At 68.3% G+C, this 18,324-nt stretch carries 11 protein-coding genes and 1 pseudogene; 2 read left to right on the top strand and 10 right to left on the bottom strand.

Translation table 11 applies throughout. The features are described from left to right. Window positions 1-16: 16 nt before the first annotated feature. The 3 genes from ACZ6JY_RS37265 to ACZ6JY_RS37255 form a co-directional block, all read right to left on the bottom strand. On the bottom strand, window positions 17-1,123 hold the full coding sequence (locus tag ACZ6JY_RS37265) for a dihydrodipicolinate reductase (RefSeq protein WP_469203429.1): 1,107 nt from the start codon (window positions 1,121-1,123) through the stop codon (window positions 17-19). A gap of 467 nt (window positions 1,124-1,590) precedes the next feature. Beyond that, window positions 1,591-2,988 (bottom strand): flavin monoamine oxidase family protein, encoded by a 1,398-nt coding sequence (locus ACZ6JY_RS37260; RefSeq protein WP_382091299.1) that lies wholly within the window; start codon window positions 2,986-2,988, stop codon window positions 1,591-1,593. Between the two features lie 546 nt (window positions 2,989-3,534). Further along, window positions 3,535-4,596: a zinc-binding dehydrogenase gene (locus ACZ6JY_RS37255; protein ID WP_469203426.1), complete on the bottom strand. Its 1,062-nt coding sequence runs from the start codon at window positions 4,594-4,596 to the stop codon at window positions 3,535-3,537. Window positions 4,597-4,845: 249 nt separating this feature from the next. Here ACZ6JY_RS37255 and ACZ6JY_RS37250 point away from each other — a divergent pair, with 249 nt between their 5' ends. After that, a complete protein-coding gene (locus ACZ6JY_RS37250) occupies window positions 4,846-8,061 on the top strand; it encodes a bifunctional cytochrome P450/NADPH--P450 reductase (RefSeq protein ID WP_469203424.1) in 3,216 nt (1,071 codons plus the stop codon). 70 nt (window positions 8,062-8,131) lie between these two features. Here ACZ6JY_RS37250 and ACZ6JY_RS37245 read toward each other — a convergent pair whose 3' ends face one another. Together ACZ6JY_RS37245 and ACZ6JY_RS37240 are read right to left on the bottom strand one after the other, a co-directional pair. After that, the gene (locus ACZ6JY_RS37245) at window positions 8,132-8,758 is read right to left on the bottom strand and encodes a TetR/AcrR family transcriptional regulator (protein ID WP_469203422.1); all 627 of its coding nucleotides are present in this window, start codon (window positions 8,756-8,758) and stop codon (window positions 8,132-8,134) included. 121 nt (window positions 8,759-8,879) lie between these two features. Beyond that, on the bottom strand, window positions 8,880-11,060 hold the full coding sequence (locus ACZ6JY_RS37240; RefSeq protein ID WP_469203420.1) for an ATP-binding SpoIIE family protein phosphatase: 2,181 nt from the start codon (window positions 11,058-11,060) through the stop codon (window positions 8,880-8,882). Between the two features lie 346 nt (window positions 11,061-11,406). Between ACZ6JY_RS37240 and ACZ6JY_RS37235 the strand changes: the two genes are divergently transcribed. Further along, window positions 11,407-12,642, top strand: a complete 1,236-nt coding sequence (locus ACZ6JY_RS37235) for a diacylglycerol/lipid kinase family protein (protein ID WP_469203418.1) — start codon at window positions 11,407-11,409, stop codon at window positions 12,640-12,642. A 129-nt stretch (window positions 12,643-12,771) separates the two neighbouring features. On the opposite strand, the gene ACZ6JY_RS37230 is transcribed toward ACZ6JY_RS37235, so the two are convergent. The 5 genes and pseudogenes from ACZ6JY_RS37230 to ACZ6JY_RS37210 form a co-directional block, all read right to left on the bottom strand. Further along, window positions 12,772-13,638 carry a phytanoyl-CoA dioxygenase family protein gene (locus ACZ6JY_RS37230; RefSeq protein WP_469203416.1) on the bottom strand — a complete coding sequence of 289 codons (867 nt, stop codon included), beginning with the start codon at window positions 13,636-13,638 and terminating at the stop codon, window positions 12,772-12,774. Between the two features lie 177 nt (window positions 13,639-13,815). Next, complete coding sequence (locus ACZ6JY_RS37225; RefSeq protein WP_469203415.1) at window positions 13,816-15,432, bottom strand: sodium:solute symporter family transporter; 1,617 nt, start codon at window positions 15,430-15,432, stop codon at window positions 13,816-13,818. After that, entirely contained in the window at window positions 15,426-15,659 is a 234-nt protein-coding gene (locus tag ACZ6JY_RS37220; RefSeq protein ID WP_469203453.1) for a hypothetical protein, read from the bottom strand. The genes ACZ6JY_RS37225 and ACZ6JY_RS37220 overlap by 7 nt, the downstream gene beginning before the upstream one ends. Window positions 15,660-16,168: 509 nt before the next feature. Next, window positions 16,169-16,663: pseudogene (locus ACZ6JY_RS37215) on the bottom strand (phosphotransferase family protein); the annotation flags it as partial. Window positions 16,664-16,918: 255 nt separating this feature from the next. After that, window positions 16,919-18,157: an acyl-CoA dehydrogenase family protein gene (locus tag ACZ6JY_RS37210; RefSeq protein WP_469203413.1), complete on the bottom strand. Its 1,239-nt coding sequence runs from the start codon at window positions 18,155-18,157 to the stop codon at window positions 16,919-16,921. Between the last annotated feature and the right edge of the window lie 167 nt (window positions 18,158-18,324).

Raw genomic sequence — 18,324 nt, 5'->3', positions numbered from 1 at the left:
AGGTGGGGGGTTTGTCCTATTTCACGATTCGCGTCAAGATTTGCTCGGCATGCGCCGCAAGCCTTCGCTCCGGTCCAGCGGATGAACCGTGACGGGCGTCTCTTCGGCGAGATGTGTGAAGACGGGTGGGCAAGAGGTTTTCCGTCTTGCGTGTCTCCGTCTCAGTCCGGAGAAGTCGTGACCCCGAGCGAGGCCCGGGCTGCTCGTTGCTCTCCCTTGGCCGCGACCGAGCGGGCCGGGAGGTCTCCCATCGACAGGAGACCGGGACGGCCTCGACGACCGCGGCGGCGGCGTTGACCGCCGTCGCGATCGTGCTGAGGAAGGAATCGAAGCCCACGGAGGAACGAAGGTCGATGACCTGCTCCTCACCGACGATCCGGTAGTCGTCGCCCGCGGCCATCTCATCGGCCGGCTCGAAGAACCCGAACGTGATCTCTAGGTCGATCACCGGTTCGCCCTTGAGCACGCCCCGGGCGGCATGAGTGACAGCCGTGATCTGTCCCGGTTCGATACGCAGATGGTCCCCGACGCGCGGCGACGTCGTCACGACAGCGGGTTCGACCTCTGCCACGTCCACCGAGTCGAGATCCCACCCGAGCCCTGCCACGAGCGCCCCGATGGCCTGCTCGAAGCCGTAGTGCCCGACGACCTCGCCCCGGCTGCGAGCCGTCGCGAACTCCTCTGTGATCAGACCGAGGCCGAACTTCGACAGGATCGCGCCGTAGCGTGACATGTTCGTCCGCCGGCGGATACACACGCTTTCCACGCGCTGGGTCAGTGCAGTCAGCAGGAGAGGAAGGGTGTCCATCAGGAGGCCCGGGTTTGCCCCGATGCCCAGGACGGTCACGCCATGTGCCTCCGCCGTGTCGTCGAGCCTTCGGGCCAGGCCGGGATGGCTCTGCCAGGGATAGGCCAGCTCCTCGCTGATGCTCAGGACGTTGTACGAACGCTCCAGCAGCGGCAGCAGGGTGTCGGCCACCCTGTGCAGATCCGAGGTGGTCGCCACAATCGCGAGGTCGGCGGCGGGCAGGTCGGCCGGGTCGCTCACGATGACGACACCGTTCGCGGCGCCACCAAGTAGCACTCCGAGGTCTTGACCAGCCACACGGGTGTCCTGGTCCACTGCTCCGACGATCTCCACGTCCGCGCGTTGCAGCAAGGAAGAAGCGATGGGCCGGCCAGTGGCACCGAGACCCACAAGGAAAGTCCGAATACTCAAAGTCACTCCCCTGGGCGGGGCGCCCCAGTCGGCACGCCCACGAACACGGTGTTCTTGCCTGTGGCGGTTACCTCATACCTCACTGTCACCAGCCACGGCCGCGGTGAGAACGACACTGAGCACCTGCTTTACCTGGGTATGGTGCACGGTGCACGGGCCGGTCGCGCATTCGTTCACGTCGGCGATCTGCCTCGATCCTGCGGCTGCGCAAGTTGCGTTTGGGCTCATTTCCGGAGCCTGAAGACCGAGGCACGGACATCCCCTGACTAGCATTGCCAGGAGCCGATTCGGCGGCGTTCTCGCCGACCGCCGCAGCCGTCTGCTACGTCTTCCCGCCCGGCCTTGCCGAAATCGGCTCCCCGCAGCGCTGCCTACTGGGCACCCGTGTCGGCGCGCTTTCCAAGCCGCTGTGCGACCCGCTCGGCGGTCTGCTGACCCGTAAGCACGGCGCCGTTCATGGTTCCGGCCCACTCGCCGGCGGTTTCTACCCCAGCCCAGTGGATGCGCCCGTGGGGCTCCGTGAGGGCGCTGCCGTAACTGACGGATGCATAGGGGGCTACAGCAGGGTTCGGCCCTCCCGGGGCGAACGGTTCGGACGCCGGGCCCCAGCAGTGGTCCACGTAGTCGATGGGGGCGCTCGCCTGAGCGCCGTACAGCTCGACGAGCTGGTCGATCACCCGGCGACGTCGATCCGCCGAGTTGAAACCGTCGAATACGCGAGGGTCGCAGAAGGCCATCAGGACGCCTGGTCCGTTGTCATCGGGCGAAACGTCGAAGGTGATGAAAACGGTCCCGGTGTCGGTCAGTGCCTCACCCGAAAGCCCGCTGCTCCGCCAGAAGGGCTTCTCATAGGCGACGAATGCCTTGCTCAGCGTGCCCAGACGCCACGTCTTCGCGAGCCCTTCCGCCTTGTCAGGCAGGGCAGGCTCGAAGTCGATGTCGGCGCGGTGCGAGGGGGCGGCAGTGACGATGGCGTACTTGGCGTTGATCACTTTCGAGTCGGTGCTGACCGTGACGCCGCTGTCGTCCTGGGTGATTCGTCGAACAGGGGCACCGACGACAACCCTGTCGCCGAGTCGCTCGGCGAGCCTCACGGCGATCTCTTGAGTCGTTTCGGTGATGCGCTCCTCTTGCTGACCGTCCTCGACGCTGAGCATGTGCTCCACGCCCCCGGCAGCGCGAATGTAGCGCAAAGCGTGCAGCAGAGAGACGTCCCCCGGGCTGCAGCCCCACTGCACCTTGGTGAGGATCGTCATCAGCGCCCGGGTGCTCGTCGTCGCCTGCTGCTGGTCGAGCCATTCTCCGAACGAGATCGCGTCGAGCTGCCCGGCGTCCGGGGATTCCCAGGCTGCATCGACGTTGATGGTCGAAGTCAGTTCCGCCACGGCCATCTGGATACGGGCCAGGTCTTCCAAGGCTTCAGGTGAGACCTCGGGGAAGGTGCCGGTGTAGGTGCTGCGCTGTCCGTCCATCCACAGGACGTTGTGGCCCTCGTCGAACTGACTGGTCGTGGTGCACCCCAACCGGCTCGCGAGGTCCCGGATCGCAGTGTGCCGCCGTGCGACCCACGTCGCCCCGAGGTCGACCTTGACCCCGGCCACTTCGCCCGAGAACGCTCGGCCTCCGACGCGGTCGCGACCTTCCACGACCAAGACCGACACGCCCATATTCACCAGCCGTTCTGCGGCGGTCAGGCCGGCGAAGCCGGCACCGACGATCACGACGTCGACTGCAGTTTCCTCGGTTCCGCCCTTAAGAGAGTTCGACATGCTTTTCTCCTTCGATCACGCGGTCTGCGTATGGTGAGCTGTATTGGGTGATCGGGTCAGTAAGGGATTCGATAATGCTATGGGCCGTGCCAGATATGGTGACGTGCCGCCCGAATCCGTGGTTTCTATGTGAGCTTCTGGCTCCTCTCTTGGCCGCGGTTCCGACGTTTCCACCGTCCCAATTGTGGAGTCCGACTGCAACAAAAAAGTGCACCTGTCTCGAGCGAAGCGAGTGCATGATGCACCGACTCCTGAGTTCGGGGCATCACCGATTGGCGAGCTTCATTCGAACAATTCGGCGATCGTGAACGTGCTTGCGGTCCGACCTCGTAATCGAACACCGGCTTCGGCTGCTTTCTGCTCCCTCGATAGATGTCAAAACAGAGAAGGAGTTCAGCCGGGCAGGTAGTCGTCGCATTTGAGTGGCTGCCCGGTCGGCGCGAGGTGGCCGAATATCCGGGGTGTCGCTGACCTTCGGGCGGTGGTGGAGGTAGAGGCAGAATCGGTCGCGTTGTGCCTGGTGATCCGGACTCCACCCTGCTGTGCTCAGGGGGTGAGTACGAGGCGGATCGGGTCTCCGACCTTCTTCTCCAGCCGGGCGACGGCGTCCGCGGCTTCAGTCAGGGGGACGTGGGCGCTGACGGAGGGGCCGAGGTCGATCCGTCCGGCGGCGGCCAGCGCGACGAGCTGTTCCACGTGCTCTGGTTCGGAGCCGTAGTGTCCGCGGATCTGTCGGACGTTGAAGCAGAAGTCGATGCTGTCGGCGACGCTGACCGGCTCCGGGGTGAGGCCGGCGAGGACCAGGACGCCGTTCGGGCCGAGCACGGTCGTGGCCTGGGCGCGGGCCGCTCCGACGCCGGCGAAGTCGAAGGCGACGTCGATGCCCCGGCCTGCCGTGGCTTGGTGCACCGCCTCGGTGAAGTCTCCGGCTGTGGGGTCCAGCGCGTGGTCGGCGCCGAAAAGGAGGGCGCGCTCGCGGGCCGAGGCCAGCGGGTCGACAGCGATGACTGGGGCGGCTCCGGCCAGGCGGGCGAGCCGGATGCCGTGGGCGCCGAGACCTCCGGCTCCCCAGATGCCGACTGCCTGCGCGGGGCGGACCGCGCCGGTGTCGACGATCGCGGCGTACGGGGTGGAGACGGCGTCGGGGATGATCGCGGCCTGGTCGAACGGCAGGTGGTCCGGGATGGGGAGCAGCGTGTCCTCCCGGGCGAGGGCGTACTGCGCCCAGCCGCCGTCGTAGTCCACTCCTCGGGTCAGAGGCTGGCGGCAGGTCATGTGGCGCAGGCAGTCGGCGCAGTCGCCGCACGCCTGACCGGCCTGTAGTACGACGCGCAGGCCGGGAGTCCAGTTGCCCTTGACGTCGGGGCCGACGGTGTGGACGACACCGGCCACCTCATGGCCGGGGGTGAGGGCACCGGAGTCCTTGACGGTGTCCACGGGGTAGAAGGGGCTCAGGCTGCCGTCGATCAGATGGATGTCGGACAGGCAGACGCCGGCGGCCCGCACTTCGACGAGGACTTCGCCCGGACCGGGAACCGGGACCGGGACCTCTTCGACGGCGAAGGTACGGGTGTCCAGGCGGAGCCGCCCGGCCAGCATGGTGTTCATACGAAACCTCGATGTGCTCGGTGAGAAGCGCGCATGCAGCACTGGCGCACGACATGGTCGGTTGACCATGTCAGTTAACCGTGTCCGTTGACGAGGTCGTCTGTCAAGCTGCTTCCGCTGGACGTTCTCGCAGGATGCCGGGTTCCCTCGGCCGACTGTGTCCTTCAATACAGTCACACGACATGTTCACTCGACAAAGTCGTGTGTAAATTGAATGGTGACCGCTGGAGTGAAACGAAAGGCACGCTCATGACTCAGGTGTCCGTAGGTATGGCGCGGGCGATCCCCGAGCGCCCCCCACTGCCCCTCGTAGGCCACGCGTTCAACGTTCCTGCGGGCGCGGACTTCCTGGCCTACCTGCTGAAGGAGTTCAGGGAGTTCGGGCCTGTGTACCGGCTGCGGGTCTTCGGGAGGGACACCGTCATGATCGGCGGCCTGGACCTCGTGACCGAGCTGTCGGACGAGACCCGCTTCCGCAAGCACGTTCACGCCGACCTGGTCGAGGTTCGGGCCCTGGCCGGGGACGGTCTGTTCACCGCCTACAACCACGAACCGAACTGGCGCAAGGCCCACGACATCCTGATGCCCGCGTTTTCGCTCGGCGCGATGCGCAGCTACCACGCCCCCATGCTCAAGGTCGCCCGCTCACTGATCGGGAAATGGGACCGGCTCGCCGGGGTGCAGTCGGTGGATGTCCCCGACGAGATGACCCGGCTGACCTTCGACACGATCGGCCTGTGCGGCTTCGGTTACGACTTCCAGTCCTTCCGGCGCAACGACCTGCATCCGTTCGTCGAGGCGATGGCCCGGGCTCTCGTCTTCGCCCAGGAGAAGGGCGAGTCCATCCCGGGCTCCGAGCTGTTCAAGAGGAAGAAGGTCGAGCAGTTCCGCAAGGACGTCGATCTGATGACGGACCTCGTCGACGACGTGATCAAGGAGCGCCGCGCCTCCGGCGACACCAGCACGGACGACCTGATGGGGCTGATGCTGCACACCAAGAACCCCGCCACCGGCGAGCTGCTGGACGACGTCAACATCCGCCACCAGGTGATCACCTTCCTGATCGCCGGCCACGAGACCACCAGCAGCGCGCTCTCCTTCGCCCTCTACTACCTCACCAAGCATCCGGAGGTGCTCGCCCGGGCCCAGGCCGAGGTGGACGCCCTGTGGGGTGACACCGACGACCCGGATCCCGGGTACGGCGACATCGGCAAGCTCACCTACATCCGCCAGGTGCTCAACGAGAGCCTGCGGTTGTGGCCGACGGCTCCCGCGTTCGCCGTCGAGCCGATCGAGGACACCGTCATCGGCGGCAAGTACCCCGTACGCAAGGGCGAGTCGCTGATGGTGATCACCTCGGCCCTTCACCGTGACGCGGCTTGGGGGGAGAACGTCGAGCTGTTCGATCCCGAGCGCTTCACCCCCGAGCGGGAGGCGGCCCGCTCGGTCCACGCCTTCAAGCCGTTCGGCAACGGCGAGCGGGCCTGCATCGGCCGCCAGTTCGCCCTGCACGAGGCCACCCTGCTGCTGGGCCTGCTGGTGCACCGTTACCGTCTGATCGACCACACCGACTACCAGCTAAAGATCAAGTCGACGCTGACCATCAAGCCCGACGGGTTCAGCCTCCGGCTCGCCCGCCGCACCAGCGACGAGCGGCGCCTGCCCGCCGTGACGGCGGCGGATCCCGTCGCGGGCCGGACCGCCACCGTGACGCGCCGTGCGAGCGGCACCGCGCTGACCCTGCTGCACGGATCCAACCTCGGCACCTGCGCCGGCATCGCCCGCGACCTCGGCGGCGACGGCGAGGAGCACGGCTTCACCCCGTCCGTCACCTCCCTCAACGAGTACACGGAAAGGCTGGCCGGAACCGAGGGCCCCGTCGTCATCGTCGCCGCTTCCTACAACGGTCGCCCCACCGACGACGCAGCCGAGTTCGTCGCCGCTCTGGAGAACCTTGCCCCCGGCTCGCTCGCCGGCCTGCGGTACGCCGTCCTCGGTGTCGGCGACCGCAACTGGGCGGCGACCTACCAGCGCATCCCCACCCTGATCGACGAGCGTCTGGCCGCCGCCGGCGCCGTCCCGCTTCTGGAGCGCGGCGCCGCCGACGCATCAGGTGACTTCGGCGGAGTGGTCGACCAGTGGACGGCGGACCTGTGGACGGTCCTGCTCGACGAGTACGGCGCACCGGTCGCCGGCGAAGCGGCAGGCACCGCACCGAGGGCGGAAGCAGAAGGGCTGTACGAGCTGGAGGACACCTCGGAGTCGGTCCTCGGCGGTCTCGCCGAGCGCCACGGCGTCCAGCCGATGGAGGTCCTCGAAGCGTACGAACTCGTCGACACCGACCACGAACTCGGACGCTCCAAGCGGTTCCTGCGGCTCCGCCTGCCCGAGGGCGTCAGCTACCGCACCGCTGATCACCTGGCCGTCCTGCCCAGCAATCCCGAGGCCCTCGTCCAGCGTGTCGCCGACCGCTTCGGCCTCGACCTGGACCGCACGGTCCGGCTGCGCGCCCGCCGTCGGAGCCGGGGCGCGCTGCCTGTCGACCGGCCGCTGACCCTGCGCCGCCTGCTCACCGACTTCGTCGAGCTGCAGGACCCGGCCACCCAGGAGCAGGTCGCCGTGCTCGCCGAGCACACGTCCTGCCCGCCTGAGAAGCAGCCGCTCACCGTCCTTGTCACCGCCGATGCCGAGACCTTCCGGGAGCAGGTGACCGTCGCGGGGCTCAGCGTCCTGGACCTCGTGGAGCGCTACCGTGCGTGCGAACTGCCCTTCGAACGCTTCCTGGAAATGCTGCCGGTGCTGCGCCCCCGGCACTACTCGCTCTCGTCGTCCGCCGCGGCCCGGCCGGGCGAGGCGGACCTGATGGTGTCGCTGCTCGCGGCGCCCCACCGGTCGGGGGAGGGCACCTTCCGGGGCATCGCCTCGCACTTCCTGCAGACGGTGAACGCGGGCGACGTGGTCCAGGCCCGGGTCCTGCCGTGCAGCGAGTCCTTCCGCCTCCCCGAGGACACCTCCGTACCGGTGATCCTGATCAGCGCGGGTACCGGTCTCGCGCCCTTCCGCGGCGCGGTCCTCGACCGCCACCACGCCGGCTCGACCGGGACCCTGCTCTGCTACTTCGGCTGCGACCATCCCGACGTGGACTTCCTCCACCGGGAGGAGTTCGAGGCAGCCGAGACGGCCGGCGCCGTCAGCATGCGCCCCGCCTTCATGCACGCGCCCGAGAACGGCGCCCGCTTCGTCCAGGAGCGCATCGCCCGTGAGAGCGAGGAGGTGTGGTCGGTCCTGGAGTCCGACGGACGCGTCTACATCTGCGGCGACGGCCGCCGTATGGCACCGGCCGTACGGGAAGCGTTCATGGCGCTCTACCGTGAACGGACCGGTGCGAGCGATGAGCAGGCCGTGGCGTGGCTCGCGGCGCTCGTCGAGTCCGGGCGCTACGTCGAGGACGTCTGGGCCGGCTGAGTCTCAAGAGTAGGCAGAGACGGTTGGGGGCGCACCTTCCAGGTGCGCCCCCAACCGTCTTGCTGTCGTGTCAGGCTGTCGGTACGTCCGGGAGGTCGAGGCTCCCCTTGGCCAGCGCTACGGTCGCAGCGACGAGTGCCCTGAGGCCCGTCCGCTCCGTGTCCTCGTCCGGCACGCTCAGCAGGACCTGCATGGTGAGTCCGTCGAAGCCGGAGAGGAAGAACCGAGCCACTGTTTCCGGGGACTCGGCCAGTTTCTGTCCCGTCCTGTCCGCGGTTTCGGCGATCACCTGTGCCGTCACCTCGATGACCTGCTGGTAATGGCTCTGCCGGGCCTCGTTGAGCCCGGGCACACGCAGGGCGAACATGGTCAGTTCAGTGAGCAGCTGCTGGTGCGACGTCGGCTCACGCACGGTGCTCCACAAGGCCCCCGCCAGGGCGCTGAAGGTCTTCTCGAAGCCCGCGTCTTCCGGCGCCGCCCGCTGCACCTGCGCGACCAGCTCGTCGGTGATCTGGTCCATCACCGCCCGGTAGAGATCCTCCTTCGTGCCGAAGGTGTAGTGGACGGTGGCCTGTGCGACGCCGAGCTCCGCGGCGATGGCGCGGGTGCTTCCCGCGGCGACGCCCTCCCGTGTCATGAGGTCGATGGCCGCCTTGATCAACTGGGGGCGGCGCTCCGCCGCGGAAATATGAGCCATACGCCCACTATACCGACTTAGTCGATCGATCAAGTCGGTCCGATCGAGGGCTCTGCCACAGGCCGGGGCGAACGCCCTGGTCGCCGCCTCGCCCTTGAGGTGCGAGCGGTGTTTCGTTCGGTCAGTGGTCGGACCCGCCGGTGGCGGGGAGAGCCTGCTCGGCCCAGATGACTTTTCCCTCACGACCGTGTCGTGCGCCCCAGCGGTCGGTGAGCTGGGCCACCAACAGTAGGCCCCGGCCGCCTTCGTCGAAGATCCGGGCGCGGCGCAGATGCGGGGCCGTGCTGCTGGCGTCGGAGACCTCGCAGGGGAGCGTCGACTGGAGGATCAGTCGCAGCTGGATGGGGCTCTTGCCGTAGCGGATCGCGTTCGTCACCAGTTCGCTGACGGCCAGCTCGGTGGTGAACGACATCTCCTCCAGCCCCCAGGCCGCCAGTACGTCGGACGCGAAGCGGCGGGCTCCGGAAACGGCTGCTGGATCGGACGGCAGGTTGATCGCTGCGACATGGTCGGGATCGAGGGCTCGGGTCCGGGCAATCAGCAGAGCGACGTCATCGGCGGGTCGGCTGGGCAGCAGTGCGGCCAGCAGCTGGTCGCAGGTCTCCTCCAGCGACTCCGGCGCCGAGGTGAGGACATCGTGCAGTGTGGTGAGTGCGACATCTACGTCACGCGTGCGATCGGCGATCAGCCCATCGGTGTGCAGCACCAGCAGGCTGCCCTCCCGCAGTTCGAACTCGGTCGTCTCGAAGGGCAGTCCGCCCAGGCCGAGGGGCGGTCCGACAGACACCTCAGGCAGCTTGACCACGTTGGAGGTCCGGGTGTCCTCGCCGGTGGTCGAGGGGGTCACCACGGTCGGCGGTACATGGCCGGCACTGGCGACGGAGCACAGACGGGAGACAGGGTCGTAGATCGCGTACAGGCAGGTGGCGCTGGTCTCACCCTCGTCCCGTGACTCCTCGCGCTGCATCAGGATGACCACGTCGTCCAGATGCGTGAGCAGCTCATCGGGCATGAGGTCGATATCGGCGAAGGCGCGGACGGCTGTGCGGAGTCGGCCCATGGTGGCGGCGGCGTGCAGGCCGCGTCCGACGACGTCGCCGACGACGAGCGCGACGCGGGCCCCGGACAGCGGAATCACGTCGTTCCAGTCACCGCCCACACCCGCGCGGGACCCGGCGGGCAGGTAGCGCGAGGCCGCTTCGACGGCCGACTGTTTCACCGTGTGTCGCGGCAGCAGGGTTCGCTGGAGAGCGAGCGCGGTGGAACGCTCACGGGTGTACCGGCGGGCGTTGTCGATGGACACCGCTGCCCTGGAGACGATCTCCTGCGCCAGCAGCAGGTCGTCGTCGTCGAACGGGGCCGAGGTGCGATGGCGTGAGAACTGCACCAGGCCCAGTGTCTCCCCACGGGCGTGCAACGCTACGAGGAGAACAGAGTGGAGGCCGAGGGTGCGCAAAGCCTGACTGTGGGACTCGGACGGGGCCATCCACATGGGCATCCCGGCCCTTCCGACGCGGTGCAGGACGGATCGTCCGGTGGCCAGTGTGCGAGCCGGTTCCGAGTCGTCGGGGTAGGAGTGTGCCTCACCGATGCGGAGCAGGGACTCCGGACAGCCGTCGAAGACGGAGCGCTGGGCGACTCGGCGCTGCGTCAGAGCCTCCGGTGAACCCGTGCCCTGTTCGTCGAGGGCGGAGTCGAACAGGTCGACGGTGACGAGATCGGTGAACTCCTCGGTGCATACCTCCGTCAACTCCTGTGCGGTGCGGGTGACGTCGAGTGTGGCCCCGATCCGCTTGCTCGCCCTGTTGGTGAGGGCGAGTCGGCGCTGGAGGAGATGGTCGCGCTCCTCCTGGTAGGCGGCGACGACCTCTTCCGAGGACCGGTCCACGTAGTCGAAGCCGATCGTGATCAGCCTCATCGCGGCCAGGTGGATCATGTGCCAGTCGCTGGTGAGGCGGGGAGCTTCGGCCTGGACCATTTCGAGGAGGCTGAGGTGGCCGAGCCGGTAGCCACGCAGGAGTCTGCTCACCGGGATCCCCCGCCGGGCGTAGATGCGGCCTACTTCAAGAACGACCGAAGGCGCTTTCGGCGCGCTCACGTCAGGTTGGGTCTCCAGGAGATCCAGAATGGTGGTGACGTGCTGGGCTGTCTCCTCCAAGGTCAGAGCCGCGATCTCCCTCTCCTCCCGCAGTTCGGGGAGTTCGCCGTTCAGGCGCTGGAGCAGCAGGCCGGCCAGATTCTCCACCTGTGTCCTGAGGTGGCGGGCCAGCTGACCAAGGAACGCATCGACGTCGGTTCCCATAGTGTGAATGTACGGGAAGCCCTTGACGTACGCCCCTCGTCAGTGGGGGCCAGCCCCTCAGCTGTCTCGCGCCGGGGTTCGACGCGCTCGACTGACCGGCTCACCCGTACGGGCGTCCGGGACGCACTCGGCCAGGGGCGCTACGCCAGGCTGGTGAGGCAGAACGGATCAGAGCCCCTTCAGGAGACGGCCATAGACAGGACACGAAAGGCACGGCCGCGGGCCGGGCTGGCAGCCCGGCTGCTCGCGTGGTTCGCCGTGGTGGCGGCAACCGCCGCCGTGGCAGTGCTGCTGCTCGCGCTGAGCGGGGGCGGACTGCTCGTGGTCATGGCCGGGCCTCGGGCTCGTGGTCTGCGCCGCAGGCATCTGGTGGCTCGTGGCCCGGCGCGGTCTCGTGCGGCTGCTCGGCGCGTTCGTGGCCGTCGGGGCGCCGGCCGGAGTGCTCGTGTTCTATGCGCGGAGCGGTCTGTGGCTGATCGCGTTGATCTCCAGCCTGTGCTGGGCGACGGCGGTGACCTGCGGCCGCACGGCGCTGCACCGAGCGCGGCCGCCCCGGTCGCAGCGGCCCGTACGCGCACGTCCGCCGAGGCGGGCGGTGCTGATCATGAATCCGAAGTCGGGCGGTGGCAAGGTCGCCCGCTTCGACCTCGTGAAGCGGGCGGAGCGACTGGGCGCGCGGGTGATCCTGCTGGACCCGTCAGCCCCGGTCGACGTGGGCGGACCGGCCCGAGAGGCCGTGGAAGACGGTGCCGACCTGCTCGGTGTCGCCGGTGGCGACGGTACTCAGGCACTGGTCGCGGCCGTCGCCGCCGAACACGGACTGCCGTTCCTCGTGATCTCCGCGGGCACTCGCAATCACTTCGCCATGGATCTCGGCCTCGACCGCGCCGACCCGGCGCGCTGTCTCGATGCCCTGACCGACGGCGAGGTGATCCGGGTCGATCTCGGCGACGTCTCCGGCCGTCCCTTCGTCAACACGGTGTCCTTCGGCGTGTACGCGGACATCGTGCAGAGCCCCGAGTACCGCGACGACAAGACGGGCACCGCCCTGAAGCTGCTGCCGGACTTGCTGGCCGGGGAGGGCGCGGGACGGATCGACGCGTGGGCGGACGGTACCCGGCTCGCGGACCAGCAGGCACTGCTGATCAGCAACAACCCGTACGTCTCGGCCGACGAGCTGAGCGGCGGCGGGCGCCGGCCCGTGCTCGACGACGGTGAGCTGGGTGTGATCGGGATCAGGGTGGAGAACGCGGCACAGGCGGCACAGCTGGCCCTGTGGGGCTCACAGGCGCCGGGGCTCGCCGTGATGACCGCGCGGCGGATCGAGGTGACGGCCGGGGAACCGCAACTCCCCGTGACGATGGGCGGGGAGGAGACGCGGATTCCGGTGGCGGTCGACGGGGAGGCGCTGTGGTTGCGCACACCGGTCGTGTGCTCGGTACGGCCCCGCCCGCTACGGGTGTTGCTGCCACGCGACCGCCCCGGCGCACCACCCACAGCGCCCCCTGTCGACTGGCGGAAACTGCTCGCCCTCGCGTGCCGTCCCGCCGAGCGCACAGCATTCGGTGAGAGCCGCACTTGACGGCAGCACGGTCCCTGCCTTCCGCGGTGAGCCCCGTGCCTCGCTGCGACGCTGCGCGAGCCCTTTGGGCCCATCCATCCAATCGGCAGAGGCAGCTGGCCAGGGCACGTGAGTCGATCGGGTCGGCTCTCAGAGTGCGAGGTAGTCGCCCAGGTCGGCGTAGTCGACCTGCCACAGGCCAGGAGAGCCCGTCGGGTACTGGGACCGGAACCCGAGGATGCGTTGGACACGGGGCGAAAGCTTTCTGGCGAGCTCCATGTCGATCAGGAAGGGGTACGCCTCTTCGCCGGTGAGGAAGCCCGGATTGAGGGCGAAGGCCACAGCCCGCCGGTACTCGTCGCTGGTCTGGTTCGCGCCGCCACCGTGCGCGGTCTTGCCGCTGAACAGAAGGGCGTCTCCGGCGTTCATGATCGCTGGAACTGTCTGCTCAGGAGTTCCGCGATCCTCGAAGTCGCTCCAGTGGTTGCTCCCGGGGATGACTCGGGTGGCGCCGTTCTCCTCCGTGAAGTCGGTCAGGGCGATCAGGAAGTTGAGGGTGACCTCCGGACCGTCGGGCCCCATCCCGATGAAAGGGAACCAGTTCTCCAGGTCCCGGTGCAGCATCTGCGCCTGGCTGCGGGGGCCGATCTCGATCACCTGCGCGGTGGTCATCCAGTACGTGCCCGACTCCGGGAGGAAGATCCGGTCGCAGACCTCGTGGACCAGGGAGTGTTCGAGGATCTCGCTGCGGAACGTGGCGCTGTGCGTGACCAGGTTGGTGAGGCGCTTGGTGTTGCTGCCGTGGAACGCGGCCACCATTTCGTTCTCGTGGGTCGAGCCTGGGCGAAGCGCCTGCATCGGCGGCTCGATCTCGGCGTAGAAGCGGTTCATCTGCTCGTTCGTCAGGAAGTTCCTGACGATGACGCCTCCGTCGCGGGTCAGGAGCTTGAGGATCTCGTCCGTCGGCGTGTCAGTCTCCACCGACGGCAGGGGCTGGCGCTGCTTCTGTGCCGTCATGTGCCTTCTCTCCCTCAACGTCCTAGCTGTTCCTGTGGCTGGTGGCGCTACTTTCGCCAGCCATGACCGCCGGCGAGAACGACAGCGAGCACCTGCCTTGCTCGGGCCCGGTGCACGATGCACACGTCGGTCGCACCGCCGCTCTCCCACGGTTGTCGAGTCAGGAGTCAGGGCCTGTCACTGACTCCGTGCCTCCCTCATCGCCGTGCGCCGGGCTCGTGCGGTCCCCTCCCACGGTCGCGCGCTGCCGAGCCATCCGAGGAGGAAGGCTGCCGGGACGGAGATCAGCCCGGGGGTGTGAAGCGGGATCAGGTTGAAGTCCTGCTCCGGCAGCAGCGCGTACTTAGTCCCGGACACCGCGGGGGAGGCAAGGGTCAGGAGTATGCAGATGGACAGCCCTCCGTAGACGAGCCACAGCAGCCCACGGCGGTTGAAGCCGGTCCACAGGAAGGAGTAGACGAGTGCGGGGAACACACAGGTGGCCGCGAGACTCAGCGAGAGGGCGAGGAGGAATTCAATGGGGTAGCGGTACAGGGCGGTGGCGAGGAGAAGGCTGACGGCACAGAGCGCGACAACGGACAGTCGCGTGACGGCGAGCTCTCCGATGCCGATCCTGGAGCGGCCCTTCTGCCCGAACAAGTCGCGGGCCACGGAGACGGCGGCGGCGAAGGTCACGCTCGCCACGGCTGTGAGGACGGCGAGAAAGGCGACACAGGCGACACAGGCCACGAGGACGATGACCACGATCCGGCCCGTGGAGTGGTGGGGGAGGACCTCCGATGCCAGGAGGATCGGGGCTCCCTGTCCCTTCACGTCGACGACCCCGATCTGTCCGCTGCCCACCACCGCGGCAGCGGCGACACCGGCCGTGATCAGGAGCAGGTAGAAGAGGCCGGTCAGCCCTACGGCGACGCTCGATGAGCGTCGCGCGGCGGACGCGTCCCGACTGGCGCTGACGCGCAGGAGCAGGTGGGGCATCATCGCGGTGCCGAGGACGACGACGATGTGGTCGCTGATCGTGCCGAGCGGACCGAAGTCGGCGGTGTGCGCCCACAGCTCTGGGCTGAGGTAGTCATCCGGCGACATGCTCTTGTCCATAGCGGCCGACAACAGCGATTCAGGACTCCAGTCGAACAGGCGGAGTGCCAGCAGGGTCAATGCGGCGAGCGTCGCCAGGGCTATGGGCACCTTGGCGACCTGTATGAAACTGGTGCCGCGCAGATCCGCCACTCCTGCGAAGCGTGTGATGAGGAATCCCATCAGTACCGTGCACACCACCTGGGCCGTCTCGGTCGGCATGCCGATCAGAAGAGCGGCGGTGATGCCGCCGGCCCGCAGTTGGACCATGAGCAGGGGTACGGCGATGCACAGCGTCACCACCGCACCGGCGATCCGCGTTCCCGGCCCTTCAGCACGCAGGGCGAACAGCTCACCGAGGGTGTAGCGGCGGGTCGCGCGAATCCTGGAGGCGAGGAGCAGGAAGACACCGAGTGCGAGGGCACTGTCGACGGCGGTCGAGACACCGGCGTAGCCGAAGAGGGCGATCGCTCCCGGCAACGAGACCAGGATGACGACCGTGATCTGTTCCCCCGCCATCGCGACGCCGTTGAAGACGGGCGGGAGAGACCGGCCGGCGACGTAGAGGCGTTCCGGATCGTCGTCCTGAGTGGCGAGGGTGAAGACCCACAGGAGGCAGAGGCCGATGAAGACGAAGAAGGCGGTGATGACCGCGCCCCTCGCGGCGGAGCCGATGAGGTCGGGCGAGCCGACGCTCAGGAGGTACGTCGTCACCACGTGCCCCCGACCGTACGAGAGGCAGCGGTCGTCGCCGGGGCCGGCTCGCACGAGGACGCGGCCCGGCTCTCGTACCGCCACGTCCCGCCGACGAGGACGACGAGCTGCGTGAGCGCCCACGCCATGCCAAGGGTGAGACGTCCGTACACGGAGGTCTCACCGAGGGCCGTGGAGCAGGAGAGCAGGACACCGACGGCGAGCGGCAGCGCGTTGACAGTGACCAGCACTCGTGTGTCACGGGGGGAATGCCGGGAGGAAGCGGAGGGCACGAGATCTCTCTCTGAAGAAAGGGAAGACGGACACGGCGCGACGGGTCGTGGAGACGGTCGCAGCCGTTGAGGACGAGCGTTGGAGTCGGGCAGCCGTATCGGGACGTGTGTGGTGTCAGCGGCGAGTGGTCGCCGTCAGGCCGGCGTATCGCCCCCGCCTGCTCCAGCAGTCGGGGGACACCCGCTTCGAGCGACGGCCCGAAGGTCTTGTCGTGGGGGCGCTCCCCACGCTGCCAGCGGGTGTAGATGGCCTCGCAGAAGATCGCTGCCTTCCACAGTGCGAGAGTCTGGTACCAGGCAGCGGGGTCAGATTGAGGCCCGTTCGGGACTCGTAGCGCTCTGCCAGTTGGCGCCGGGTGAAGTAGCCGGGCGACCGGGGTTACCCGGGTGAGCTCGAGCGGGGTGGCAGGGCTGCCGGCCTCGGAGTAGGTGGCGGTGAGGTAGCCCAGGTCCGCGAGCGGGTCACCGAGCGTGGCCATTTCCCAATCCAGGATCGCGAGAACCCTGGCCGGCGCCTGGGGTGCGAACATGAGGTTGCCCATGCGGTAGTCGCCGTGCACCACCGATGCCGCCTGGCTCGGCGGGAGGTTCCGGCCGAGCCAGTCCCCGACGCGCTCCACCGCGGGCAGGCTGCGTGTGGTGTTGACCTCCCACAACCCGTGGAATCTGTCGACCTGGCGCCGGAGATACCCCTCGGGGAAGCCCAGGGAGGCGAGTTCCGCTCCGGTCACGTCGATGCCGTGCAGGGCGGCGAGGGTGTCGACGACCGCCTCGCTGGTGGCCCGGCGCTGTTCGGCGGGGGAAGGACGGGGCGGGATCGTGTCGGTGATGACGATGCCGTCGAGCCTGGACATGAGGTAGAACGGCACCCCCAGAAGCGACTCGTCCTCGCATACCGCGATGATCTCCGGCACCGGCACTCCGTGGCTGCCAAGGATTTTCTGGACACGGGCCTCGCGCATCATGTCGTGCGTCGATTTGGGGCAACGGCGGGCGCGGTCCACGGCGTAGTACGACGCACTCACTGCCTCGCTGGAGCAGGTAGGTGATGTTGGAGTGGCCGTCGCCGATGCGCTGCCACGCGAGCGGACCGCTGCCGATGCCGTGTGTGTCGAGGAAGCCGGTGACCGCGTCGAGGACCAGGAGCGGAGGGCTGTCGAGGTGACGGGCCCCGTCCCAGCTTGCGACGACCTCCACGCCGTCGGGGACGGTGTGCATCACGAGCCTCCGTTTCGGCCCACGACAGCGTCGCCCCGGTACCGCTCACCGGCCTGGACCGCTGCGCTGCGGCCGGCCGATGCCCGGCGGGCGATGGCCCACCGGTGGGTCTCGTTGGAGCCGTCGTAGATCCGGAACGGGCGGACCTCGTTGAGGTACTGCGCCAGTGGAAGCCCGTCGGAGACCCCGTCCCCTCCGCAGATCTGGACGGCACGGTCGACCACCCGGAAGACCGCCTCCGAACAGTGCACCTTCGCCACCGACGACATCGCCGAACCCGCCTTCGGGTCACTGTGCAGCAGAGCCGCGGTCTTGGCGATGATCGCGTCGGAGGTCTCGATGTCGATCACCGACTCGGCGATGAGGTGCTGTGCCAGGCCGAGCGAGTCGATCGTGTCGCCGAACAGCTCACGCCGCGCGGCCCGGTCCAGCGCGATGTCGTGCGCCCGCCGCGCCAGCCCCAGCCACCGCATGCAGTGTGTGAGACGCGCAGGTCCGAGCCGTACCTGTGCGTACCGGAATCCCAGCCCCACCTCGCCGAGCACCGCGTCGTCGGCGACGAAGCAGTCCTCTAGGTGGACGTGCGGGTGACCGCCGTCGATGGAGCGGTCGACGGTGTGGATCGCCTCGCCGACCCGGATTCCGGGGTTCGTCATGTCGACGAGGAACATGGTGGCCCCTTCGGGGGAGCTGTCGACGGCCGGCGTCCGCGCCATCACGATGCAGAACCCGGCACCGGCAGCCCCGCTGGTGAACCGCTTGTGGCCGTCGATGATCCAGCCGCCGTCGGCGCGCACGGCTGTGGTCCGCAGCGCCGCCGGGTCGGATCCCGCTCCGGGGTGGGGCTCGGTCATGCCGAAGCAGGACCGGACGTCTCCGGCCGCCAGGGGCGCGAGGTAGTGCTTCTTCTGCTGTTCGGTCGCGATGAGGTTGAGCATGTGCATGTTCCCCTCGTCGGGTGCCATGCAGTTGAGCGCCACGGGACCGATCGGCGAGTAGCCGGCCTCCTGCAGGATCGGTGACCAGTGCTCGATGGGCAGGCCCTGTCCGCCGTACTCCGTCGGCACGAGTGGCGCGAAGACACCGGCCTCCTTCGCCGCGGCCTGCAGCCGGTCACGGGTGGTCTGGTCGAGACGTCGGCCCGGTTCGGGCTCGGCGTCTATGACGACCTCGCGAACGAACCGGCGAGTACGCTCACGAAGCTCCGCGATCTCCGGCGGAAGGTGAGGGAAAGTCATGGATGTCCTTTGTCGGATGGGCGCGGTCGTCACGCGGCGCCGTTGGCGACCGTGAGGCCGATGTGGCCGGTGACCCAGGAGGAGTCCTCCGAGGTCAGGCACGCCACGGCGGAGGCGATGTCGGTAGGCACGCCCGGACACCGCAGGGGGCGGTCGGCGGCCACCTC

This window comes from Streptomyces sp. NPDC046335 (genome assembly GCF_055587985.1).
This window is presented reverse-complemented; position numbering and strand designations above follow the sequence as displayed.

Coding starts and splice junctions, on each gene's coding strand:
- ACZ6JY_RS37260 (WP_382091299.1), bottom strand. CDS start 2,988: ATGTCGAACTCTCTTAAGGGCGGAACCGAGGAAACTGCAGTCGACGTC.
- ACZ6JY_RS37255 (WP_469203426.1), bottom strand. CDS start 4,596: ATGAACACCATGCTGGCCGGGCGGCTCCGCCTGGACACCCGTACCTTC.
- ACZ6JY_RS37250 (WP_469203424.1), top strand. CDS start 4,846: ATGACTCAGGTGTCCGTAGGTATGGCGCGGGCGATCCCCGAGCGCCCC.
- ACZ6JY_RS37245 (WP_469203422.1), bottom strand. CDS start 8,758: ATGGCTCATATTTCCGCGGCGGAGCGCCGCCCCCAGTTGATCAAGGCG.
- ACZ6JY_RS37240 (WP_469203420.1), bottom strand. CDS start 11,060: ATGGGAACCGACGTCGATGCGTTCCTTGGTCAGCTGGCCCGCCACCTC.
- ACZ6JY_RS37230 (WP_469203416.1), bottom strand. CDS start 13,638: ATGACGGCACAGAAGCAGCGCCAGCCCCTGCCGTCGGTGGAGACTGAC.
- ACZ6JY_RS37210 (WP_469203413.1), bottom strand. CDS start 18,157: ATGACTTTCCCTCACCTTCCGCCGGAGATCGCGGAGCTTCGTGAGCGT.